This window comes from Paenibacillus sp. FSL H8-0048 (assembly GCF_038002825.1).
GTDB lineage: Bacteria > Bacillota > Bacilli > Paenibacillales > Paenibacillaceae > Paenibacillus_AQ.
The window spans coordinates 5,699,177-5,724,389 of record NZ_JBBODF010000001.1; the positions used below are offsets into that span (position 1 = coordinate 5,699,177).

At 49.8% G+C, this 25,213-nt stretch carries 17 protein-coding genes; 14 read left to right on the forward strand and 3 right to left on the reverse strand.

Going from position 1 to position 25,213, the window contains the following annotated elements; translation table 11 throughout:
* Window positions 1-3: 3 nt before the first annotated feature.
* Window positions 4-885 (reverse strand): helix-turn-helix transcriptional regulator, encoded by an 882-nt coding sequence (locus NSU18_RS24685; RefSeq protein WP_341150286.1) that lies wholly within the window; start codon window positions 883-885, stop codon window positions 4-6.
* Window positions 886-1,458: 573 nt separating this feature from the next.
* Between NSU18_RS24685 and NSU18_RS24690 the strand changes: the two genes are divergently transcribed.
* From NSU18_RS24690 to NSU18_RS24700, 3 genes are all read left to right on the forward strand, one after another.
* Window positions 1,459-2,325 carry an ABC transporter permease gene (locus tag NSU18_RS24690; RefSeq protein WP_445321872.1) on the forward strand — a complete coding sequence of 289 codons (867 nt, stop codon included), beginning with the start codon at window positions 1,459-1,461 and terminating at the stop codon, window positions 2,323-2,325.
* 36 nt (window positions 2,326-2,361) lie between these two features.
* Window positions 2,362-3,255, forward strand: a complete 894-nt coding sequence (locus NSU18_RS24695) for a carbohydrate ABC transporter permease (protein ID WP_341016702.1) — start codon at window positions 2,362-2,364, stop codon at window positions 3,253-3,255.
* 147 nt (window positions 3,256-3,402) lie between these two features.
* Window positions 3,403-5,001: an extracellular solute-binding protein gene (locus tag NSU18_RS24700; protein ID WP_341150287.1), complete on the forward strand. Its 1,599-nt coding sequence runs from the start codon at window positions 3,403-3,405 to the stop codon at window positions 4,999-5,001.
* Window positions 5,002-6,049: 1,048 nt separating this feature from the next.
* Here NSU18_RS24700 and NSU18_RS24705 read toward each other — a convergent pair.
* Window positions 6,050-8,290 carry an AraC family transcriptional regulator gene (locus NSU18_RS24705; RefSeq protein WP_341150288.1) on the reverse strand — a complete coding sequence of 747 codons (2,241 nt, stop codon included), beginning with the start codon at window positions 8,288-8,290 and terminating at the stop codon, window positions 6,050-6,052.
* A 197-nt stretch (window positions 8,291-8,487) separates the two neighbouring features.
* Window positions 8,488-9,243 carry an AraC family transcriptional regulator gene (locus NSU18_RS24710; RefSeq protein WP_341016707.1) on the reverse strand — a complete coding sequence of 252 codons (756 nt, stop codon included), beginning with the start codon at window positions 9,241-9,243 and terminating at the stop codon, window positions 8,488-8,490.
* Between the two features lie 350 nt (window positions 9,244-9,593).
* On the opposite strand from NSU18_RS24710, the gene NSU18_RS24715 reads away from it, so the two are divergent.
* The 11 genes from NSU18_RS24715 to NSU18_RS24765 all read left to right on the forward strand — a co-directional run bounded on the left by NSU18_RS24715 (window position 9,594) and on the right by NSU18_RS24765 (window position 25,205).
* Window positions 9,594-10,712 carry a BMP family ABC transporter substrate-binding protein gene (locus NSU18_RS24715; protein ID WP_341150289.1) on the forward strand — a complete coding sequence of 373 codons (1,119 nt, stop codon included), beginning with the start codon at window positions 9,594-9,596 and terminating at the stop codon, window positions 10,710-10,712.
* A 40-nt stretch (window positions 10,713-10,752) separates the two neighbouring features.
* Window positions 10,753-12,315, forward strand: coding sequence for an ABC transporter ATP-binding protein (locus NSU18_RS24720; protein ID WP_340751703.1), 1,563 nt, complete (start codon window positions 10,753-10,755; stop codon window positions 12,313-12,315).
* Entirely contained in the window at window positions 12,308-13,354 is a 1,047-nt protein-coding gene (locus NSU18_RS24725) for an ABC transporter permease (protein WP_341150290.1), read from the forward strand. The genes NSU18_RS24720 and NSU18_RS24725 overlap by 8 nt, the downstream gene beginning before the upstream one ends.
* On the forward strand, window positions 13,351-14,289 hold the full coding sequence (locus tag NSU18_RS24730; protein ID WP_340994435.1) for an ABC transporter permease: 939 nt from the start codon (window positions 13,351-13,353) through the stop codon (window positions 14,287-14,289). Before NSU18_RS24725 ends, NSU18_RS24730 begins: the two co-directional genes overlap by 4 nt.
* A gap of 37 nt (window positions 14,290-14,326) precedes the next feature.
* Window positions 14,327-15,283, forward strand: coding sequence for a nucleoside hydrolase (locus NSU18_RS24735; protein ID WP_341150291.1), 957 nt, complete (start codon window positions 14,327-14,329; stop codon window positions 15,281-15,283).
* Between the two features lie 3 nt (window positions 15,284-15,286).
* The gene (locus NSU18_RS24740) at window positions 15,287-16,690 is read left to right on the forward strand and encodes an ADP-ribosylglycohydrolase family protein (RefSeq protein WP_341016713.1); all 1,404 of its coding nucleotides are present in this window, start codon (window positions 15,287-15,289) and stop codon (window positions 16,688-16,690) included.
* 279 nt (window positions 16,691-16,969) lie between these two features.
* On the forward strand, window positions 16,970-17,914 hold the full coding sequence (locus NSU18_RS24745) for an RHS repeat domain-containing protein (RefSeq protein ID WP_341150292.1): 945 nt from the start codon (window positions 16,970-16,972) through the stop codon (window positions 17,912-17,914).
* Window positions 17,915-18,012: 98 nt separating this feature from the next.
* On the forward strand, window positions 18,013-23,547 hold the full coding sequence (locus tag NSU18_RS24750; protein WP_341150293.1) for an RHS repeat domain-containing protein: 5,535 nt from the start codon (window positions 18,013-18,015) through the stop codon (window positions 23,545-23,547).
* Window position 23,548: 1 nt separating this feature from the next.
* Window positions 23,549-23,917 carry a hypothetical protein gene (locus NSU18_RS24755; protein ID WP_341150294.1) on the forward strand — a complete coding sequence of 123 codons (369 nt, stop codon included), beginning with the start codon at window positions 23,549-23,551 and terminating at the stop codon, window positions 23,915-23,917.
* Between the two features lie 244 nt (window positions 23,918-24,161).
* Window positions 24,162-24,353, forward strand: a complete 192-nt coding sequence (locus tag NSU18_RS24760; RefSeq protein WP_341150295.1) for a hypothetical protein — start codon at window positions 24,162-24,164, stop codon at window positions 24,351-24,353.
* A 381-nt stretch (window positions 24,354-24,734) separates the two neighbouring features.
* Entirely contained in the window at window positions 24,735-25,205 is a 471-nt protein-coding gene (locus NSU18_RS24765) for a hypothetical protein (RefSeq protein ID WP_341150296.1), read from the forward strand.
* Window positions 25,206-25,213: the final 8 nt, after the last annotated feature.

Here is a 25,213-nt window from a genome sequence, read left to right on the forward strand (position 1 = left end):
GTTTCATGAGAAGCGTTGCCGGTACTCCCGCGGCGATAACCTCTCCAGCTTCATGAAGGTGGAACTGAAGTAGGAGGATTGGTTGAAGCCCACCTCTTCGGCAATCCGGGCAATCGGGAAGCTGGTCTGCATCAGCAGCAGCTTGCTCTGCCCGATGCGGTAGCGGAGCAGATACTCCATGGGCGAACAGCCATATACCTTGTTCATGCAGCGGGCAATATAGACCGGATGGAAGTTGAGACTGTCTCCCAGCATGGCGGTTGTAATCTCTTCACGGTAGTGGGTGCGGAGATAGGAGGCGGCCTGCTCGGCACATAGGGTGGTTTGGGAGCTGCGGTGCTCCGGGTTCACAGAAGCGGCCAGCTGCTGCAGGAGATCCTGGAAGAGGAGCTGCTGCCGGAAGCGGACCGCTTCAAGGTGGGCGGTGGCCTGCAATTGTGTGAGCTGCTCCAATACCCCGTAAGCTCTGTCCGGCAGAAGTAAGTTAACAAACTGGGATAACACCAGATTGAAGGAGCTGATATCGAATAGAGAAGCAGCAAGCTCTCCTGTAGTCTCGTTAGGGTTGCCGGAAGCGGACCCTGCTGCGGATAAGGAAGGCAGGTCATGGAAGGTCTGGAAGTGAAGCCAATGATAGGCCGTCTCCTCCCTGCAGCCTTCGGTTCCAAAGTGGTGGCAGTCCGGGCGCAGAATCAAGGCATCGCCTGCCTTCACGGTGAACCGCTGCTCCTCCTCACCAAGATACAGGCAGCCCTGCTGGACAATGAGCAAATCAAATACCTTGATCTGCTGGCGGCTCCGGTGCTTATAGCCGGGCTGGCAGTGATTAAGGCCGCTGGCTATATAATGCGGCAGGGGAGGGATGCGGAACAGAAGCGGGTTCATGGGCTGGCCTCCTGAAGAAAAGTTTGGATATTGAAAGTTTAGGTTGGAGAATTAGTACATTTTCCAGAGTATATCATCTATAATTTATTACAGGCAAGTTTAAATCGTAAGGCTATGGAAAGGTCCTGCGCGACCTCCCGAATTCCCCCGGATTCTTCTCCTTAAGGAGTACTCCGGGGGCTTATTTGCGTTGGACTTGCGATTTCTGCACAAATGTATGATAAGTGCACAGTGCGGTTAGCCGTAAAGTACAGGAATATCCCGAAGCTTCACTGTTCAGCCGCAGGAGGCTTCTTCTATACTCAGGTCATACAAGTCATACACTTGGACTTAACGAAGCTATAGGGGCCATCAAGGACGGAGGCTTCGGACCAAGTGACGCGGCAACTTATTTATAGGCATAGGAGAGTGAAGGCTTTGAGACACCGCAAACGCAAGACCGGTATGCCGCTTGTCGCCCAGTTTCCCCTGAAGGGAACAAGCGGGCTGTCCCCGCAGCTTGACTCCGGCACCCGGAAGAAAAAGAAGAAGGGCTTCGTGCATGAGCTGGTCCATAACCGGATTCTGTTCCTGATGCTGCTGCCTACGCTGTTGTTCTTTCTAATTAATTCGTATTTTCCGATGGTCGGGGTCTATTATGCATTCACGCAGTTTGATTTCAATTCCGGGCTGTTCGACGCTCCGTTCGTGGGGCTGAAGAATTTTGAATTTCTCTGGAAGTCCGGCACGCTGGTGAAGCTGACGCTCAATACGATCGGCTACAATCTGGCGTTTATTTTACTCGGGAATGTGCTGGCGATTATCTGTGCGATCCTGCTTAGCGAGCTGCGGGTGAAGTGGTTCAAGAAGCTGACCCAATCGGTTATGTTTCTGCCGTATTTCGTATCGTTCGTTATCTTAAGCGTTATCGTCTACAATGTGTTCAATTATGATAACGGTTTCTTGAATACGCTGCTGACGCAATTCGGGGCGAATCCTGTGGATGTCTATAATAATCCGGTCATCTGGATTCTCCTGATTATTCTCTTTTATCTCTGGAAAAATCTCGGCTACAGCATGGTCATCTACCTGGCCTCCATCACGGGCATCAGCGAGGAATATTATGAAGCGGCCAAAATTGACGGTGCCCACATTTTTCAGCGGATCTGGTATATCACGGTGCCGATGCTGAAATCGACCTTTGTCATGCTGCTGCTGTTCTCGCTGGGGAGTATTATGAAGGGGCAGTTTGACCTCTTTTACCAGCTGATTGGCAATAACGGGGTGCTGTACAATACAACGGATATTCTGGATACGTACGTGTTCCGCTCGCTCAAGGTGACCTTCGATGTCGGGATGGCAACGGCGGCCGGCCTGTATCAATCGCTGTTCGGCTTCTTCCTGATTATGACGGTCAACTATATCATCCGTAAAATAAATGACGATTACGCCTTGTTCTAGGTTGTGCGGAACCTGCTGCGGAAGGAGAGAAAGAGCATGCAAATCAAAGACGACTCGTACACCAGGCTATTGCAGGGAGTAGCTTATACGGTAATTATACTGGGCTCCTTAGCCTGTTTGATTCCGTTCCTGCTGATTATTTCGGCATCCTTGACGGCTAATGAGTCCATCATTAAGGACGGTTATCATTTCATCCCGGCACAGTTCTCGCTGGAGGGCTATAAGACAGTATTTACTTTTCCTGATGAGGTGCTGCGGGCGTATGGGGTGACGCTGTTCACTACGGTGATTGGTACGACGCTGGGATTGTTCTTCATGACGATGGCCGGTTATGTGCTGGCCCGCAAGGATTTCAAATACCGCAATACCTTCTCGTTCTATATTTACTTCACGACCCTGTTCGGCGGGGGGCTGGTGCCCTGGTACATTATGATTACCAAGTATCTGCATCTGACCGATTCTTATGGGGCGTTGATTTTTCCCGGCTTGATGACGCCGTTCCTGATTATTCTGATGAAGAATTTCATCCGCTCGGCGGTGCCGGAGGAGCTGTTCGAATCGGCCAAGATTGACGGGGCGGGGGATTTCAAAATATACTGGCGCATTGTGCTGCAGCTCTCGATGCCCGGGATTGCTACGGTAGGACTCTTCCTTGCGCTGGCTTACTGGAACGACTGGTTCTCCTCGTCGCTGTTCATCAATGATCCGCATAAGTATCAGCTGCAGTTCCATTTGTATAATGTCATCAATTCGGCCTCCTTCATCGCCAATATGGGCGCGGGTACCGGGGTCAGCTTAGGCAGTGATCTGCCTACAGAATCCACCAAGATGGCGATGGCCATTGTGGTCACGGGGCCGATTCTGTTCCTGTATCCGTTCATCCAGCGTTATTTCGTGAAGGGACTGACAATCGGAGCGGTCAAAGGTTAGAACCGTGTGGCAGATTGTACCTTTACCGTACAGCTGCTATATCGGCTAACATAGAGTCACACACAAGGGCGGTATGCTTCCGGGGAGAGAACAGCACGAGGGGCATCAGGAATCTGGGCTTACAAAAAATTCTAGGAGGGTTCATTCATGAGAAAGAAAGCAGGCAAACGATCTGTGGTTACGCTTACAGCGGGGGTGCTCGCTCTATCGCTCCTGGCCGGCTGCGGCGGGGGGAACAGCAATGGCAACACGGGCAGCAGTGCCGGGAAGGACGGCAACGCAGGCACACCGGCTGCATCAGAGGGAGCGGCGAAGGCAGCGGATACCGGGATCGACACCTCGAAGAAGGTGGAGCTGCAATTCTATATGCTCGGCGATGCTCCTAAGGATCTTCCGGCCATCCAGGCTGAAGTCAACAAAATGGCTGAGGCAGACCTGAACGCCACGGTGAAGTTCAACTTCACCAGCTGGACGGACTGGGATCAGAAGTATAAGCTGCTGCTGTCCTCCGGGCAGGCGATTGATCTGATTTTTACGGCGGACTGGACTCAATATCAATCCTATGCGAAGCGCGGTGCCTTCCTGGCACTGGATGATCTACTGCCGAAGGCGGCTCCTGAGCTGCAGAAGTTCGTCCCTGAGCAAATGTGGGAGGATGTTAAGGTTGACGGTAAAATCTACACGGTTCCGGCGACCTTCAAGGAGTATGTCACCAACGGGTTCGTCTACCGCGAGGATCTGCGCAAGAAATACAATCTACCGGTGCCCAAGGACTTGGCCAGCTATGAGGCCTACATGGACGGCATTGCCAAAAATGAGCCGGATATGATGCCGATGTCCCTGAACAGCGATGTGGGCAATAACCTGCACTACATCTACACGGAGCTAAACAAGATGATTGGCGCGCTGCCTTATGGAATGGGTGTGAAGTATGACTCCCCGGGAACCGTCTACTCCTACTGGGGCTCGGACGAGCAGAAGGAAGAGCTGAAGACGATGAAGCGCTGGGCGGACAAGGGCTTCATTCCGAAGAACGTGCTGAACATCAAGGATACGATGCAGGACCCGATGACCTCCGGCAAAGCCGCCAGTATGTTCGGAGATAACCCTAACCGGTTCAATGATATGAAGATGAAGATCAGCACGACTCACCCGGATTGGGAAATGGCTTATTCTCCGTTTGGTTTGACTACGGGCTATGCGACTCCGGTCCATCCGATTCACAACGGATTCGCGATTCCGAAGAGCAGCAAGAACCCGGAACGGGCACTGGCCTTCTATCAGAAGATGGTGCTGGACAAACGGTATAATCAGCTGACGCAATACGGCATTGAAGGCAAGAACTACACGGTCGAAGATGGCTACTACAAGCTTGTTGGCACCAGCACCTCCAACGGCTTCACCCGGGAAGGCATGAACGGCTGGGCGTGGAGAAATCCGGAGTTCATGCTGTTCGACAAGGGCTTTGACGGGGTCAAGGCGATCTTTGATGAGCTGGATAAAATCCAGAAGCCGGATCTGTTCCTGGGCTTCGCCGAGGACTACAGCTCTTATCAGGCAGAGAAGGCTGCGCTTGAGCAGGTAGAGAAGCAGTATCTGTTCCCGCTGGAGGCCGGTCTGGTAGATGATGTGGATAAGGGCCTGGAGACCTTCATGCAGAAGGCCAAGCAGGCGGGCCTGGAGAAAATTCAGGCGGAGTGGACGAAGCAGTGGGAGGCTTATGTTGCGGAGAAGAATCTAAAGTAGAGTTGCTGGAGTAGAGAGGTGAGCCCCGGGAGCCATATGGCTTTAGGGGCTTGTTTTTGCTGCAGTGGGAGCTTGGGTGGATGCTTGGGCGTTTGGGCGCTTGGGTGGATGCTTGGGCGTTTGGGCGCTTGGGTGGACGCTCCGAAAACGGAATGATGTTCCGATCGCTGTTGTGTCCGGATTTTTTTGATTTTACCTTAGCGGTGAAAATCCGGACACAAAGGCGAACGCTCCGCTTCTCCACATTCATTCCGTTTTCTCCGCTGTTTAAGCGCTGGGCGCAACCGGACCACAGCTGCAGGGCCGCGTCAGCCCTACGGCCTCTGCGGCAGGAGGGAAGAGCAGAAGCCCGTCTCCATGGATTTGGAGACGGGCTGATGTTGTTCTACATCTAAAGCGTAACAGAGCAAATGCAAGGTGCCAAAACACTGGCTTGGTGTTCCACCAAAGCGGGAAAGCTAACGGCGGGGGCTTGGTGTTCCACCAAAGCATGGAACGGCTCGATTTCTAAAATCCTGCATGAATTGCAACATTCGACACTCTAAAACTGGCTCCAGGTGGGAATTGTTGCAGAAAAGTCAGCAATTCACTTGAATTCGACGGATACTTGGGCGAGTTGCTGCATTTGGTGCAACAATTCAACTAAATAGCTAAGGATAGGGGCTCCAAGTTGCATTAACTGCAACATCTCGACTGGCCGAGTTTGTTCAGATGATATGTGTATCTCGACAATGTGCGGGTTAGTGACACCTGAGGTGCATGGTGCTTCACTAAACCAGAAAAGCTAACGGCAGGGGCTTGGTGTTCCACCAAAGCAAAAACAAAAGCGGCTCCATGACGAAATCTTGCACAAATTGCATCATTATACTTTATAAATGGGACCTGAGCAGCAAATGTTGCAGGGAATGCAGCATTCCGCTCAGATTTAGCGGATACTTGAGCGAGTTGCTGCATTTGGTGCAACAATTTAACACAGAAGCTAAGGATTCAGGTCTCCAGGTTGCAGTTTCTGCAACATTTCGATCAGGCTAGTTTGTTTAACCCCATCCTAGTTCATCCGCACACTCTTCAACCGCCGGTAATCGGTAGGCGTTGTACCGAAGCTGCGCTTGAACATCCGGTGCAGGTAGGAGCTGCTGGTGAAGCCGCAGCGCTCGGCTATCGCAGTGACGGGCAGGTCGGTGTTCTCCAGCAGGGCACACACCTCACGCATCCGCACCTCCAGAATGACATCCACGATGCTGTTCATGGTTTGCTGCTTGTAGAGGCGGCTGATATAGATGGGTGACATATCCAGCTCATCGGCGATCTGGTTCAGGCTCAGATGAGGCTTCATGTAATCCTCGTTGATCTTCGCGTTAATCTGGCAGATGAGATCGTGCTGCTTGGTGTTCTTTTTGCCGGCCAGCTGCTCCTGCAGGGTATGGAAGAGGGCGGCGAAGGCCTCCTCCAGCTCGTCTATCGTTTCGATAGCGTCCAGGCTAGGCAGCTCAGCCATTCCATCGATTTGTAAGCGATTACGCTTCTGGATAGTGTTCATGATCTCTCTGACGGTGACGCTGAGCCTGGACACGGTTAACTGCGCGGTCTGGTAAGGGAAGGCCCCGGTCTCGCGGATCATCGCGCTGAACTGTTCGGCGGCGTCCGTCAGCTTGCCGCTCAGCAGCGCATCCGCCAGTTTTTTCTCCTTGTCCGCCGGATAATGATAAGTGCTTGAATCCAGCGCACAGATGTCCCGGGCATTAAGGATGCAGCCATGTCCATAGAACAGGCGGTGATTCGACGCCTCGCGAACCTGTTGATAGAGCTGATGCAGCTGGCTGGCATTACGGTCAATATGGCTGTAGGTCAGGGTAAGGCTGATCTTCAGATAGTCGGAGCAGGCCTGCTGAATCTGCCGGAGCAGGGCCTCGATCAGGCCGGTATCCGTATACTCCACGGGATCGATAATGTTCAGCAGCACCAGAATTCCGTCATCGTTCATATCCACAGTCTCCACGCGGTAGGTCTGGCCGCAAATTTCGGAGGCGATGTTCATAATGGCGAACTTGGAGGCCAGCAGATAAGAAGAGCGGGCTTCCCGGAACTCCCGGTAACGGTCAATCCGCAGCAGGATCAGCCGGTAATCATCATTGAAGGTGAAATGAATGCCCAGCTGGCGCAGCTTCTCCACTTGCTGCATGGATTGCAGCGGCTTCAGGCCGAGGATCAGGTCCCGCAGTGTATTTTGCCGGATCATGAACATGCTGTCACGCTTCTCGGTTTCCAGGATATGCATCTCGCTGACAATCCGGTTCATCGGCAGGTAGAGGCTTCTGGACATGATCCAGGAGAGGCCGATGCCGGCCACGAGCACAAGACCTGCAATCAGCAGGGTGGTGTTACGGATGTTGTTGGTCTGCTTCGTAATGATCTCATACGGCGTAATCCGCACATACTGCCAGCTTAAATCATCCGGTGAGGTATAGGAGATTAGCGAGTTGACCCCCTTAAAGGGCGCGATGAAATATCCGGCCTCCCGGCCTTTGATCCGCTGCTCAATGAAACCCGTTTCTTCCCGGGTAAGCTCCTGGGGCTGCAGGCTGTTGCTGGAGCGGAACGCGCCTTGGTCGTCCAGAATGTAGGTCGCGCTGGTGGAGTCCGCCGGGCCGGCGATCTCTTTGTTAATCCACGGAGCCGAAATATTCACAATCACTGCCGAATTGATGGCCCGGTCCCAGCCGATGGCATCCAGACACAGGAAGGTGTAGGCACGGACCTGATCATTCTCCAGTGCGCCGTTAGAATAGACCCTGGGAATTGGGGTGAACGCCTTATAGTTCTGATAGTGGCTCAGGATATCCAGAATGGAGGTGTCGACCAGCTCCTTTTCGGTATATACGCCGTTCTGGCCATGGGAGGAGGCAACATACAGCTGCCCGCCCTTGGGATTATATACATAGATGGATTCAATATAAGGCATGGAGCTCAGATAGTTGCCCAGCTCGGACATGGCGGCGGTGACATCGTAGATGTCCGGCTTATCGTAGAACACGATTTTGGAGATGGTGCTGTTGCGGTAGATTTGAAAAGAAAGCGATTGCGCAGCATCGGTCATGTTCATGACCTCCCGGCTGGTCTGCGTTAGGTTGCCGAGATCGGACTGGAAGGTCTGTTTCTTTTCTACGCCGATATAGTAGTTGTAATAAATGATGGTGGAGACCAGAAAGGTTAAGGATACGCAAAGCGTTATGCTCACAAGCAGTCTGCTGTACAGTGCCCGTTGATTGCCGATCTTGTTCAGTCTCATCCAAGTAGCCCCCCTGACTCACTGTGTATTCTTGCGGGTACCGTTCTTTGTCTTAAATGTTCATAGTACGATTATAAGCTCCAGCCTATGAACAGGACAGTGGAACAAGCTTACAACAGTGAACTGGCTGGACCGCTGCACAGTGAACAAATGCAAGATTCGTGTACAAAAGCTACTTGTGCCAGGGAGGACTATTCCTATAAAACTCTGCTCTGAATGCGGAAGGTGCGCGGGGAGAGGCCGATCTCCCGTTTGAACATATTGCAGAACTGGGCATCGTTGACGAATCCGGCTGCAGCCGAGACCTCGGAAATATGCATTTGGCTGTGCAGGAGGAGCGACTTGGCATAATCCAGGCGTTTTAGTAAAAGATAACGGTGAGGGGAGTGCATGAACCGCTCCTTGAACAAATGCCGGAAGCGGTCATAGCTGTATCCGGACATCTCTGCCAGCGAAGCCACCGAGAGCTTGTGGCGGTAATGCTCGTTCATATAATTGAGCACATACTGCATCTGATCCTCTGCCGGGGAATGGAAATCGGAGGCGCTGAGCAGCCGCTGGAGATAGACGGTAATTTCACTCATTTGCAGATTCAGCAGCTCGCTGAACCCGTCGCGCTTGCGCTTGAACTCGGCGCTCATCCGTTGCAGGGTCTGTAGTACGGTGTGCTCTTTATCGTCATCAAACACACCGGACAGCGAATTAATCACCGGATTGCCACAGTGAAAGCCAACGAACAGCACCTCCGGGCTGGGCTGATGATTCTCATCATGCTTGAAGCCTGCCGGTATGAGGGCGAAGGTAGAGGGCCGGAAGTGATAGCTGCGCTGGCCGATGCTGCAGGTGCCCTGACCATGGATGTAATAGACAAGCTCGAAGCACTCATGCTGGTGCGGAGGGATATAGGTACCCGCTTCATGTTCTGCATTTACAATATATAGGACACGATCCATGATGAGCCTCCCTTGATCGTCATTTAGCCGAATCGTACAAAAACATGACCGAAAATATATAAATATTTATGTTTTCATTTGATATGATCTTATCAATAAAACCGAAGATTCTCAACTGGACTGGCCATCTTGTTCGGATATTTTACGGTTTTTTAGCGAAATGTAACATGAAATGTTTGGTTTTCAGAGTAAATTGCTTATTTTCAGAATTTCAACAGTCGCTTATTCATGCTGCCCGATTCGAAGGGACCAACAAAACGTGTAATTGGGATTTTATGCTATTCAGCAGGGTGGATCTATTACAAATAGGGGTGTGAACTTAGAAAATGAAAAAGAAAATGCTCACTTTAATGTTGCTGGCAGTTATGGTACTGGTCGCTGCGTGCGGAAACAACAAGTCCGGTAATGGAAATGGTGCGGCAGCAACTCCGGGAACGGATGCGGAAGGCGGAGGCGCGGCTGCGGGGGACAAGCTTAAGGTGGTGCTGCTGATTCCGGGTACGCTGGGGGACAAATCGTTTTTTGATGCGGCGAACAATGGTCTGCAGAAGGTGAAAAGCGAGCTTGGCGCGGAAACGAAGGTTGTGGAAATGGGCGCTGACAAGACGAAATGGGAGCCGACTTTTAATGATATCGCTGCTGAGGATTGGGATGTTGTCATCTCCGGCGGCTCGGAAATTACCGAAATGTTCAATGCAACGGCTGAAGCGAATCCTGATAAAAAATTCATCAACTATGATACTGACATCGAGGAAGCGCCTGCCAATATGTACAATATGTCTTACTCGACCAATGAGGTCTCCTTCCTGGCCGGAGCGGCTGCGGCGCTTGCTACCCAGTCCGATATGCCTAATGCCAACAAGGACAATGTGATCGGATTCCTGGGCGGAATGGACATTCCCGGCATCAATGCCTTCCTGGTCGGTTACATTCAGGGAGCACAGTATGTTGATCCGGAAGTGAAGGTAGCTGTCTCTTATGCCGGAGATTTCGTAAACCCTGCCAAGGGCAAGGAATTGTCGCTGATCCAGTATAACTCGGGTGTGGATATTATCTTCAACGTAGCGGGCGGTACGGGCCTTGGCATCTTCGATGCAGCGAAGGAAAAGAACAAATATGCCATCGGCGTCGATTCTGACCAGGCGATGCTGCTGAAGGATACAGACAGTGTGAAAGCCAACCTGATCGTTACTTCTGCGATTAAAAAGATTGATTCTGCCATCCTTGGTGCAGTGAAGAAGCTGCAGGACGGTACGCTTGAAATGGGTAAACGCGATGTGCTTGGCTTTGTTGAAGACGGCGTGGGCATTGCCGAGAACGAGATCTACAAGGCAGCATTCCCGGCGGAACTGCAGACCAAGATTGAAGAAGTGAAGCAGAAGCTGATCAATAAGGAAATTAAGGTGGATAACGCAATGGGTATGGAGACTTCTGAAGTGGAAGCGATCCGTAATGCCGTTAAACCTTAAGGACATGAATCTAACTTTGGTTGAAAGGCGTTGATGACCCATGGCAAATGCTCTGCTGGAAATGCGGGGAATCACCAAAGTGTATCCGAACGGTGTGGTTGCCAACAAGGACGTTGAGTTCTCTCTGCGCGAAGGCGAGATCCATGCGATTGCGGGTGAGAACGGAGCCGGTAAATCGACTCTGATGAAAATTATGTTCGGAATGGAGAGCCCGAGCGAAGGCGGGCTCTACATTCGGGGAGAACAAGTGAAGCTTCAGTCTCCGCAGGACGCGATTGACCGCGGCATTGGCATGGTGCATCAGCATTTCATGCTGGTGCCTTCTTTTACAGTGGCGGAGAATATGGTGCTGGGAATGGAGCCGAAGAAGGGCGTGGGCTTCAATTATGCAGAGGCCGTACGTCTGACGGAAGCAACTGCGCGTAAATATAATCTCTCGGTGAATGCCAAGGCGAAGGTGGAGGACCTGAGCGTCGGCATGAAGCAGAAGGTGGAAATTCTGAAGGCGCTGGTGCGCGGGGCCAAGATACTCATCCTTGATGAGCCGACAGCGGTGCTGACTCCGCAGGAGACGGAGGAGCTGTTCCATGAACTGCAGCAGCTTAAGGAGCAGGGACACACGATTGTGTTCATCTCGCACAAGCTGAAGGAGGTCAAGGCCATCTGTGACCGGATTACCATCATGCGCGGCGGCCGGAGTGAAGGCGTCTTCGAGACCAAGGAAGTAACGGAGCAGGAGATTTCGCGGCTGATGGTGGGACGGGATGTGGTGCTGAAGTATGACAAAAGCGATCTTCCCTACGGCAAGCCGGTGCTTGCGGTGGAAGGGCTGAGCGTCTCAGACAGCCAAGGCAAAGCGCTGCTCTCCGAGATCAGCTTCTCGGTCCGTGAAGGCCAGATTGTCGGCATCGCCGGCGTTGAAGGGAACGGACAGACGCAGCTGATCGAGGCGCTGACCGGCGGCCTGCGCGGGGTTGGCGGCAGCGGGTCGGTACAGGTGAAGGGGAAGGATATCCGTGAACTGGATATTCTGGACATCCGCAACCTGGGGGTATCCTATATCCCTGAGGACCGGATGCGCCAGGGCTCTGCTGGAGAAGCCAGCATTGCCGACAACCTGATCTCCACGCGCTACCGCCAGAAGGATATGAATAAGGGGCCATTTCTGCACGGGTCCAGAATTGCTGCGCTGGCCTCTGCGCTGGTAGAGGAATTCAAGGTGCGGTGCTCCGGTCCGCAGCAGCCGATCGGCATGCTGTCCGGCGGTAACATGCAGAAGGTGGTCGTAGCGAGAGAGTGTTCCACGAATCCGCAGCTGCTGATCGCCGAGCAGCCGACCCGGGGCGTGGATATCGGGGCTGCCCAGTTCATTCACCAGAAGCTGCTGGAGCTGCGCTCGGCGAACTGTGCCACGCTGCTGGTATCAGCGGATCTGAATGAAATTCTGGAGCTGAGCGACAGTCTTCTCGTGATGTACGAGGGCCAGATTGTGGCCTATTTCGAACATCCGTCAGCAGTCGGTGAGGAAGAGCTGGGGCTCTATATGCTGGGAATCAACCGGCAGGACAAAGAGCAGACCGGGAGGGCCGCAAATCATGTTTAAAGTCAAATATTTCGAGGCGATCCGCACAGCGGCGGTCATCGTCATTGCACTTATTATCGCGTTCCTGATCATCTCGCTGGTCAGTGACCACCCGGTGAAGACGATCGGAATTTTCCTCTGGGAGCCGTTGTCCACGAAGGGCCATATCGGCAACGTCATTGAAATGGCGATCCCGTTGATGTTCACCGGTCTTGCGGTCTCTCTGCTGTTCCGGGCCAATATGTTCAACCTGGGAGCGGAGGGGATCTTCTACTTCTCAGGAGTGGTGACTACTGCACTGGCGATTCATCTCAGCCTGAACAGCTGGTTCCATCCGGTAGTGGCGATTCTTGCAGGCTCCATCGTGGGGGCGTTGCTCTCCGCCATCCCCGGTATTCTCAAAGCCAGGTGGAATGCCAATGAGCTGGTCACTTCGCTGATGTTCAATAACATCCTGTTCGGGGTGGGGCTGTATCTGCTGAACTATCATCTGCGGGATGCCAAGGCGTTTGCCAATGTTTCTTTTAAATTTGAGAAAACGGCCCAGCTCAGCAAGCTGTTTGCAGGAACGCGGATTCACACCGGACTTATTATTGTGCTGGTGCTAATCGTACTGGCCCATCTGTTCCTCTACAAGACCAAATGGGGCTACGAGCTGCGGATGACCGGGGTTAACCGGGAATTCGCCCGTTACTCGGGGATGAAGACGGCCAAGGTGATCATTCTGGTCCATCTGATCGCCGGGTTCATTGCCGGTATGGGAGGCTCGGTGGAGGTGCTCGGGATGTACAGCCGGTTTCAGTGGACCTCCTTGCCGGGCTACGGTATGGATGGTGCTCTGGTGGCCATGTTGGCTAAGAATAATCCGTTCTCCGTCATTGTCTCGGCGCTCTTCCTGGCCTATATCCGCATTGGCGCCGATATGATGTCACGCCTTTCCGATGTGCCGTCCGAGATGATCTCGATTATCCAGGCTGTCATTATTCTGCTGATATCCGCTGAGCAGTTCCTCAAGTTCTGGAAGAACCGCATGCTGCTGAAGGAGGCGAAGGAAGCATGAACAGTCTGCTGAATGTCATACTGACTACGGATTTTGCCTTCTCTGTCCTGCGTGTAACTACGCCTATACTGTTCGCTGCACTGGGGGCGCTGATCTCGAACCGTGCCGGAATTATCAACATCGGAATGGAAGGGATCATGCTGGTCTCGGCGCTGGCCGGGGTTATCGTGAGTGCCTACACGCAGAGTGCCTGGGTGGGGCTGCTTGGGGCGGTGCTGTCGGGAACGTTGATTGCGGGGATTCTGGCTTTTTTCACCTTGAAGTTCAAGACCCATATTATTCTCGGCGGGGTGGCGATTAATATGTTCGCTTCCGGCGGTACGGTCTTTATTCTGTATCTCCTGAGCGGCGACAAAGGATCTTCCACCTCCTTAGCGAGTAAAGTGCTGCCGAGTATAGATATTCCGCTCCTGCAGGATATTCCGGTGCTGGGCCCGATTCTGTCGGGGCACCACATTCTGACGTATTTCTCTATATTGTCAGTGCTCGTAGTCTACTATCTGCTCAACCGTACACCGCTGGGACTGCGAATCCGCTCTGTGGGCGAGAATCCGCATGCTGCCCAGTCCGTAGGTGTCAGTGTGGTCCGCATTCAGTACAGCGCGCTGCTGCTCAGCGGCTTCTTCGCCAGTCTGGGCGGAGCCTATATGTCGATGGGCTACCTGTCGCTGTTCACCCGTGATATGATCGCCGGCCGGGGCTGGATTGCCATTGCCGCTGAATCCATGGGCCGCAGCACCACCGTGGGCACAGCGCTAACCTCACTGCTCTTCGGCGCAGCTGACGCGCTCTCCAATGCTCTGCAGGTACTGAAGATTCCAGCCGAGCTGATCGCTACGCTACCTTATGTGGCAACGGTCATTGGTCTGATTATCTACGCCATCTCCGAGACACGGAAGAAGAATAAGAAGCTTAAGGCTACTGTTACGAAATAAAGTATCCACTCACAACTAATCTAAGGGAGCGACAACGATGCCAACACCTATCATTATTGACTGCGATCCGGGGCATGACGACGCGATTGCCATTCTGCTTGCATTGGCACATCCGGGAGAGCTGGATATCCGGGGGATTACAACCGTTGGCGGCAACCAGATTCTGGACAAAATCACCGACAACGCACTCAAGATTCTCAGCTTTGTAAATGCAGATATTCCAGTAGCCAAAGGCGCGGCGGCGCCGCTGCTGGGCAAGCTTGTTACCGGGGAAGAAGCCCACGGGGAGTCCGGGATGGACGGCCCGGCGCTGCCGGCGAGCAAGTTCAAGCCCGTAGAGCAGGGCGCAGTGGAATTCATGCTGGAAATTATCCGTGCCTCGGAAGAGAAGATTACCCTGGTGCCTACCGCTCCGCTGACGAATATCGCCCTGCTGATTACCGCTTACCCGGAAGTGAAGGAGCGGATCGAGAAGATTTCTCTAATGGGCGGCGGGCTGGCTTACGGCAATGTGACCCGGACAGCGGAGTTCAATATTTATGTGGACCCGGAGGCGGCGCGGATCGTTTTTGAATCCGGCATTCCGATTGTTATGAGCGGACTGGATGTAACGGATAAGGCAGCGATCTTCGAAGAGGAGATTCAGGAGCTCAAGACGCGCGGCCCCGTGTCCGTCATGGTCGGTGAGCTGCTGGATTTCTATTCGATCTACGGGAAGAAAATGGGCTTTGTCGGCAATGCACTGCATGACCCTTGCGCCATTGCCTGGCTGCTGCATCCGGAGCTGTTCGAATCTGAGCACCTGTATGTAACGGTAGAGACCGAAGGCAAACTTACCCGGGGCATGACCGTGGCCGACCGCCGCAAGAAGCCGGAGCAGCCTGCGAATACGGAGGTGCTGCTTGGCGTGGACCGCGAAGCCTTCATCAAGCTGCTATTCGATTCGTTGGACCGCTTAGACCGGCAGCTGGAGTCGCCGGCAGGAGAAGCTTAGCAGATGGCGGGCTGGGAACGTCTGCAGGAGACGGTAAGGTTCGAGCTGCAGCAGCGGATCGAGGAGGGCTGCCAGCCGGGCAGCCTGGCGGAGAAGCTGGATGCAGCCGGGAGCGATGAGGACAAGCTGATGGAGGTATACCGGGAGCTGATGGCACTTCCCGTGGACGGGGGCTTTCCTTACCAGGAGCCGTCGGATCTGGAAGCGATCAGACAGCTTCGTCCGGAGGGTCCGCGTAAGCTTGCAGTGGACTGGACGCCGGACCAGTGGAGAGACAGATTCTACGGTGCCTGGCTTGGGCGGAGTGTAGGCTGCGCGTTGGGCAAGCCGCTGGAATATTGGGACTATCTGTACGGGAAGGACGGCCGGACCGGATGGGAGAATATCGAGCTGTGGTTCCGTGGTGCGGATGCCTGGCCGATTACGGGCTATACCCCGGAATTCTCTACGGCCCGGGAGGAATACGGCCTGGGCTTAAGCGACTGGTCGTTCACCAGCACGCGCGAGAAGATCAGCTATATGGAGAGTGATGATGATATCCGTTATACCGTGCTTGGCCTTATCCTGCTGGAGCAAAAAGGGCTGAATTGGGATTCCTGGGATATCGGCAAGCTGTGGCACGGGCATCTGACCTATAGTCAGGTCTGCACGGCGGAAACGCAGAGCTATATGAACTTTGCTCAGGAGACCTCCCATCTGCACGGGGAGAAGCCGGCTGACTGGCCGCTGCGGCAGGAGCGGGTACGGATGCATCTGAATCCGTACCGGGAATGGATCGGTGCCGCAATCCGCGCGGATGCCCTCGCTTATGGAGCGGCAGGACATCCCGAGCTGGCGGCAGAGCTGGGCTGGCGGGATGCTTCCTTCTCGCATGTGAAGAATGGAATCTACGGCGAGATGTTCAACGCCGCAATGATTTCAGCGGCGTTCGCAGGCCTCAGCAACCAAGAGATTGTGCAGATCGGCCTGAGTGAGATTCCGCAGACGAGCAGACTGGCTAAGGATGTGCTGCGGGGCGTAGAAATTGCACAGCAGTCCGGCAGTGAGCGTGAACTGGTCAGCACCCTCTGGAATGAGTTCAGCCATTACGACCCGGTGCATACCAACAACAACGCGGCCATTGTGGCCGCCTCGCTGATCTATGGCGGCGATGACTTCGAGAAAGCGGTGGTCACCTCCGTATCCGCCGGAATGGATACCGACTGCAACGGGGCCACCGTTGGTTCTATTATGGGAGCGAAGCTGGGGGCTGCCAAGCTGCCGGTCAACTGGACTGCACCGCTGAACGACCTGCTGTATGCGGATCTGCCGGGCTTCCACCCGATCGCCATTTCTGAGGTCGCGGAGCGCAGCTATCAGGTGTTCCTGAAGCTGCGGGCGGAGCTGGGAGACAAGAAACAGGGATAATACAGATACTAATGATATGTGAGCGCTTTTTATGAGGCCGCCTCGCAGCGGATGTTTTCAGAGGAAAACATCCGCTGCGGTTGGGCGGCTTTTTTGTTGTTTTTTAGTATTCAAAGGCTGCAATCTTGCCAACCTATCAGTAGTTTTTTCTTAATAGATTCTGTCTAATTATATTTATTTCCAAATGTTGATTTTTGTTGTATGATGCGAAAATAAAGCCTTTTATTAAAATAATATTAAATTCAGCTTAAAATTCACTTAAAAAAGGGGGCCTGTTAAATGACTAATAAGTTGAAGGTGTACATTTTTACTTTATTAACAGTTCTGTTGAGTATGTGTACTGCAAGTTCTATTGCAGAGGCTGTGAGTTTTAGCCCATCTGGTACATATGTTTATGATGTCAACGGAAGAATTGTTACTTTTATGTCGAAAGATGGTACAACTATTTCTTATCAATATGACCGAAACGGCAATTTGCTCAAAAAGGTGCCTGTACAGATTCTTGGAAATTTAGACTCTCCAGTTACTACCGAAATAAGTTCCCCTTATGTGCATGTGAATGGATGGTACCTTAGTGACAATGGAGTGGAGAGTATCAAAGTGTTCATTAACAATGAATATAAGGGGACAGCAACTTACGGAGATATTAGAGAAGATGTTTACAATTCATATCCTCAATTTTCTAATCATAATTCAGGCTATCACTTCGATACCGTGCTTCCTAATATAACACAGTCATACAATATAAAAATTGTTATTAAGGACAAGCGTGGAACCGAGACCTATTATGAAAAAACGGTTAATTACAAAAAATTATCTCCAACAGGGTATTTGGATTCACCGACAGAAGGAGAGAATTTGGTCTTTTATGGCGGTGAAGCCAGCACAAGTCCTGATAATCAAATAAAAATTTTGGGCTGGTATTTGGATATGGCTCCTGTTAAGAGTATTTCAGTTTATTTGGACAACGAGAAAAAATACTCAGGAACAATAAATCGTATTTCCAGGTTGGATGTGTACAATGTCTACCCTCAATATGGTGATAAGAGCTCTGGCTTTCAGATCACTGTTCCAAAACCAACGGTCACGAAAAAGTACTACGGAAAGACAGTAAATTACACGCTCAAAGTGGTCATTGAGAACAGTATGGGAGAGCAAATGGTCTGGGTTCGAAATATCAAAATATTCTATGAAAATCCTAACGATCCGAGTACTTGGACTTAAATGATCATCTCGTTGAGGTGAAAGAGAAAGGCGACAGCTTTTATATATGTATCGAATGTATGTTGGCTTTGATCTTATATGAACAGGGGAGTTGTAGAGTGAATAGTAACCAAAAAGCAAAATCATTATTCATTTATGTCCTATCCTTGGCTATACTATTTAGCGGATTTCCTAACCTTATGGGGAAGGCGTCAGCTAACCCTGCTATGACAACTGCATCCAGAAGCACAGCGGAATTGGTTAAAAGCAGTCCTTTTCCCTCTCCAGTACCCTCAGGACCTTCCGATCTATTCCTGCCCCAAAGTCCTGAGCCGACAATAACACCAGGAGCCCAAAGGAATGCACCCTCCCAGCCCTTGATTGCAGACGAGGTTGTTTCTGTAACTCAAGATGCTTATGATATCAACCTGCTGCCTGTAACTCAATTGAAGAAGAAGATTCTTCAGAAGAAAGAACGGTTGCAACCGGCCCTGACAGGTATGAAGGCTAAGGGGATCTTGTCGAGTGTACCTGATAATGAGGATCTAGACTTGAAACAAGCAGATATTGAACAACTTGTTCAAGCGGGAGCCTCCAAGATTGATGTGTACTGGCTGAACTTGCTGGTGATGGGGCAGACGAAGTGGACGGCTATCGAACTGTTGAGATGGAAGCAGGATAAACAAGCATCCTGGGAAGACATTCAAGCCACACTTGATCAGGAAATGCAGACGCTCCATGTTCCTACAGTTGGAGAAGATGTATACGACCCAAATCTACTGCAGCAGGAAGCGATTGGAAGATTCACAGTGCGTTCCTCAGTCTATGAGCCATCAAAGACGGAGATGAATTTCAGTGCAGATCCGTTATCGGTGATGTCGATTACCGCATTTGATGCAGCAGTCTCGGGTGTGATTGATAGAGGAGCCATAGAGGCGCAAATCAATCAGGTCCAAAAACCACAATTCAGTGATCGTAATACCTCCAGTGAAACCATTGATCCTGTGGCGGGAAGTGTGACGAGGAAAGAAAGTCTGCTGCATTTGCCAGGCGTGGATGGACTGGATTTGAATGTGGGACTGATGTACAACTCTAATCAGGGGACTCCTTTTGTCTATAGAAGTTACTATAGTAATTACTGGCAGATGTGGGAATCCGTTTATGAATACGCGACTCCCGAGTTAGGGAATGGGTGGTCCTTCCAGTTCCCATACGTTCAAATGGGAGAGAATCAAAGCTTCTATCATGACGGAAATGGCAGTGTCTATGCCATCGGGCAACAGGGCGATGAACTCTCCAATTACAGCAATTTGATTAACTACAAAGGAAAAGATAGACGGATTATCTTTGAATCCAGGTACTCCGGCCAGTTCAATAACGGGCAAGACGAATCAAGGTATTACATGGAATATTCGGATATGAAACGGGAGTATTTCTCTTCTAGAGGCGAGTTGCTTGGCATTAAAGACAGGTTCGGCAACACGATCACTTTCAAGTATTCGGATGCTGATAATGGTCGCTTGTCTTCGATTACCGATACGCTGGGTCGCATGGTTCTCTTCAGCTATGAGTATAATCTTCACGAAGAACCCTTTAACGGTGAACGGATTACCCTCCGGGTGATGAACGGGACGAAAGAAGTTCAGAAGGTCATTCTCACCAAAGGCAGAGTAGCTGTGGATGTCCCGAAAAATTTTGCGCCAGCGATTAAAGTGTATCAGCCGGTTCTCTCTAGCATTACAAATTCAATAGGAGAAAGCACGTACTTCAACTATGATAATCAACTGACGCTAATCCCGTATAACGGATTTAACTTTGAGGCCCTACTAAGTGAAGTCAACTACCCGCATTCCAGCACGAAGTATAATTATGAATATGTGAGCCGGCATATGAGTAATTCTGATTCGTTTGGAGAATTCCGGGCGACGTCTAGAAGTGACTATATGGGAGGAAAGGCCTATCAGCAACTCCGGTATACCTACACGGGAGACTATACGGGGAATACCCCAGAGCAGTATCCAGGTCATTTGCCGGATGATTTCCGTTACAGTACCACATCCGCAGTGATGAGTAGTACACCAAGTAACGGGCTAAGTACGACCCATACATTTGACAAAGAAGGCAGAGTCCTTCGTTCAGAGACGGTTGCCGGTAACGGAGAGAGGAAAATAATCGAAAATACAGCGTTCCACGGGTTGTTTACCCAGTATCCCACACGGACAACGATTTCGGAATATGCCGCGCAGGACAGTGACGCTACTGCGAAACAGCTGTATACCGAGACAACCTATACCAATTGGGGCCAGGTTCAGAGCCAAACGGAGCCGCTAACGGCCGAGCAATGGAATAATCCGAATCTGAAACAGCACTACACCACTAGCTATCAGTATGAACCTACCTATCGTTTTCCGGCTTCTGTATCCAAATACCAGAACGAAAGCGATGCAAATCCGTTGGTAGAGTCCTACACGTATACTGCGGAGGGACGCCCGGCAACGGTAATTAATGCTAAGAATGAGCAGACATCTTATACTTACGGATATATCGACGGACAAGGGAAGATTGAACATGCAACAGCTGACATTTGGGCGGACGCTCGTTTGGTGTCTAAATCGGTGGTGCGGTATGGTAGTGAGAACAACTATGCGTATCCTACAGAGCAACAGCAGTGGTTCAATATCGGGACCGCTGACGAAAAAGCTGTCACCACCAAAATGCTCTACAATAAAGACAATGGCCAGGTCATTCAGAAAACCGAGGCCAACAATCAGACTGTTGCCTATGAATACGATGCTGCAGGGCGGTTGAAAAAAGAAACGTATCCGATAAAGATTAACGCCAAGGGTGAACAGATTCAGGAATTAGTAGACTACAACTACTATAACCAGAGCTCTCCTAATTTCGATGCGACAAATGCAGGCACACAGGTCTTAAAGGTGGATTCTATTACCACGGTCAACAACATCACCCGTGGCATGAGCATGAAAACCTATGCGAATGTGTTGTATAACGGATTAGGTCTTGCCTTACTGGAAGAGCATTATGACGAGAACGTGAGCAATTGGGTGTTTACCCAATATCATTATGACGACCAGGGACGTCCAGTGTACTCCATAGATTCCGCAGGAAATACACTGACCGCCAGCTACGATGCCTGGGGCCGGCAGAATCGGGCGACGACACCGAGCGGGGATGTAATGGTCAGCGACTATGATCTCAAATCACGCACGGCGACCAGCTATATTCAGGACCATACCACCGGCCAGACTCTGAACTATATTCAGGAGAGCTATGACTCCTGGGGTAAGAAGTTGTCTGTGTCCACCTTTAAAGACTGGCCGACGAAGCAACAGTCCATCAGCGAATCCTATCGCTATAACATTGCTGGGCAGGTGACGGGATACACCGATCCGAATCGTAATCTAAATGAGGATGGGGTGACCACTAGTTACCGGTATGACGCCTTAGGCCGGTTGACTGCCCTGAAGGATGCACTGAACCAGATGACCAGTTATAGCTATGACGGGAACGGCCAAGTCACCAAGGTTACGATCCAAGCCAAAGGCGGTACTCCGCAAACCCTAAACACCAAGATCTATAACGAACTGGGTCTGCCAAGCGTCAAGCAGGACGGTGCCTCACAGAGTGAGAGCTACACGTATAACAGTACCGGGCAGTTAGCGGCTAAAACCGACCGCAATGGCAGCAGCTTTGCGTATGCCTATGATGAAGCGGGTCAACTGAAGAAGAACACGATACAAGGGAAGATTAACAATGTAGACCAAAAGCTGGAGACGGTCATGATCCCAGGGGATGGAAGTCCGCGAAAGCAGACGATCCAAACACTGCTCAATCAGGCGGAGACGGCTTACCAGACGATAACGAGGGATAGCTTGGGACAAGTTCGTTCGATCTATGGGCGCTCCGGAAGCCACTACGTATCGATTGGCAATCAGGTGGATGTGCTTGGGAGAATGACGCAGATCAGCGACCAGTATATGAGCTTTTTCACCAACTATACGTATCAGCAGTCACGGGTAACTCAGGTACAGACCAACGGGAGTGCGGCAGTGACTGGAGCAGCATCGGCTAATGCACAGTACACCTATTTCGGCAATGATCAAGTGAAGTCGATCACCTATCCGACCCTGACGGATGGCAGCACACTGAAGACAGAATATACCTACAACCCGTCACTGGGCTGGACGGAGCGGATGACCAACACCAAAGGAAACTTCGTGCTCACTGCCTACAGCTACAGCTATGACAACAACGGAAACCGGGTCGCTGTCAGTGAATCGCGTAACGGAGGCGGTGCTCAAACAACGAATTATGGCTACGATGCGCTAAACCGGCTGATCTCGATCAGCCGCCCAGACGGTGGCCAAACGACGTATACGTATGATGTGCGGGGCAACCGGCTCACATTATCGGATACGAGCACCGTGAGTCTGGATTCTGCGGATACCAGCTACACGTATGATCTGCAGAATACTTTAACGAGTGTTACCAAAGGCGGTGCCAGTACCAGCTTCCAATACTATGCCGATGGAATGCGATCTATAAAGACCAAGGACAATACCCAGACCCAGGTCAACTACAATTTCCAGGGTCAAGTCATATCGGAAGAGAAAATTGTGAACGGTCAGTTTGTCGAGCAAGCTAATTTTGTTCGTGGTGACCGGGTGTTAGTGAAGAAAGATAAAAAATCGACTAAGGATTATTACTACTTGTACAACGGCCATGGTGACGTGGTGCAGATTGTCGATACTAGCGGAACAGTCATGAATAACTACGCCTATGATGAGTGGGGAAATATCACTAGTCAGGTGGAGAAAACCTCTAATTCCTTCAAGTATACGGGGGAAGTCTATGATGAGGAAACGGGACTGTATTACCTGCGAGCACGGTACTATGACCCGAGTATGGGACGGTTTTTAAATGAGGATACGTATGAGGGGCAGATTACAAATCCGTTGAGTTTGAATTTGTATACTTACGTGCATAATAATCCGTTGAGGTATTCTGATCCGAGCGGTAACATGCCTAAAGACCTTCTTAATGCAATTTTCAGCACCTATACCAAGCGAAATGATACAAAGAAAATGATTCAAACTGTTTTAACAACAAATGGAGAAAAGGGGATTTATCAAGCTTTTCACGAAATTACACAAGTAATTGCAGGGAGTGCGATTCATAAGCAAACTGGGCTTGATGTTCAACTTGAGTACCATCTTGAAAAGGATATTCCGTGGCGTCTTAACAAACATTATTGGGCTGATATTGTATCTAGCGATTATGAAATGTGGGAGGTTAAGCCAAGGAGCAACGTATTTAATCTAAAACAATCCTATGATGGTATCTATGAAAATGCTGAAGAACAACTTAATAATTATGCGTCCTTAAATACTAAGTTAACTAGGGGACAACAATTTGAAAATATATACGGAATAGAAATCGTAGATATGCTTAGAATGAATATTACATTTCATGATAAAGGAAAAATTTTATATGATTTTTATTTGGATTTGGGGGAGGGAAAGACTATAAATTTGACTACTTTTGATGCGGCTTACTATTTACAAGCAAACTTTGACTATGGACCTGATCTTTCTGATTTCATACAATTAAAGCCAGGAAAAGGGAAGAAATGATATGAGAAGAACTTTACTACTGTTTATTGTAATTATATTGATATTGGGGTGTTCTAAGGTGAATGTAAAAAATAACAATGCTGATATAAATGATTTTAAACAGAGGGTATCGGAGATTCTTGAAATATTTGAAATCAATATTCAACATGTAGGTGTCGTCCGTTCCAAAATGGATGTATTAAACAAATTTTATGATACAAAATATACTGGAGCTAAAAATGAGATAAAGCAAAAAGTTATGTTGTTGCATATTGATTTTTTTGGTGGAATAGATTTTACAACACGTGATTCTGAAGAGAATAAAATTTTGGCTAAGAGTCTTACAAAGGATATAGAGAATATTAAAAAGATGTTAGATGAACTTGAGTAATTGAAGTATTGCTAAAAAAATACCTTTCAGAAATAGGATTATTTGTCTTTGCCATATGCGGATTTGCTGCATATGGCTTTTTACTTAACGTTCGAATTCTAGCTTCACGGTGTTGAAATAATTGTAATATAATTTATAGCTGACAAGTGAACTTATACTCCCGTCAACTAGATTAAGCGATAACTGAAGGCAGTAACAGAGGAGGACAAATAATAGTTAAAATAGTTGAATAGGAGTGATTCAATTGAATTTTGATTTCAAAGATGTGACAGTTTATGTGGATAAGAGTAATGACCTGTTCTTTGTGCCGCATGGAATATGGGTAGTTCATAATGTTACTGCTGAAATTAACAGTATTGTAGAGCTAAAACATCCTTATGGTACTGAAGAACTTCAATCTGTCATAGAAGAAAGTTTTAAACGATGCTATTCATAGGAAGTCGATAGCGATTTTCCAAAGATTACTGCAATAGAGAAGCACTTAAAAATAAAGGGTTACAAGAAAGCAATTAAAAACAAGAAAGTTGTTAATTTACATTGGGATGAGGAAGGTTATCAAGTTACACCTACTACGTATTCAGATAAGAAGGGATATGTTCATCAAGAGGAAAACACCTTTTTCTTGGGTGGAAAATTAAATGAGTTTTCTCTAGCGGAGGCATTGCTAAAGGCAATAAGTCTTTCGGAAATCTAATATTAATATCCATTCTTGCCACATGTGAGATTGTTACATGTGGTTTTTCTTTTGACTTAATGTTTGACATTTCAGGACTGGATCAAAGAAAGACGGAAGATACCGGAACCACATCTTGAGCAATTGTCTGAGTTATTTGGGATCGAGGATAAGACCCTATTCCAGAAGGAATTGCTTCCATCTGAAAAGTCGGAAATTCTTATGGTTTACTTAACCAAAACAGATGAACATGAGGAAATTGAGCTGACAGGCGTTGATGATGAAGGATATGAATATACAACAACAGAGCACTATTCGCATAATAGGCAGCTCATTGAGTATATTCATGAAGAGCAAAAAAAGGAACGGCTGATTGAACAGTTGGAAGTATTGGTCAATGATGAAGAAAATGAGGATTTTAAACGGCTTGAAGATGTAATGGCAGTAATCCAAGAACAGAACCGTAATAAAAAGACAGCATTGGAATTGGTCTTATATTATCTCGTTCACCGGGATAACGAATGGGGAGTACATCCCGATTTTGCTAAATACGAACAGAAACAGTTCTTTGAGAAGCTTGACAAGCTGTTTGAAGAAACAGGAATTAAACCTTAATGAGGTGG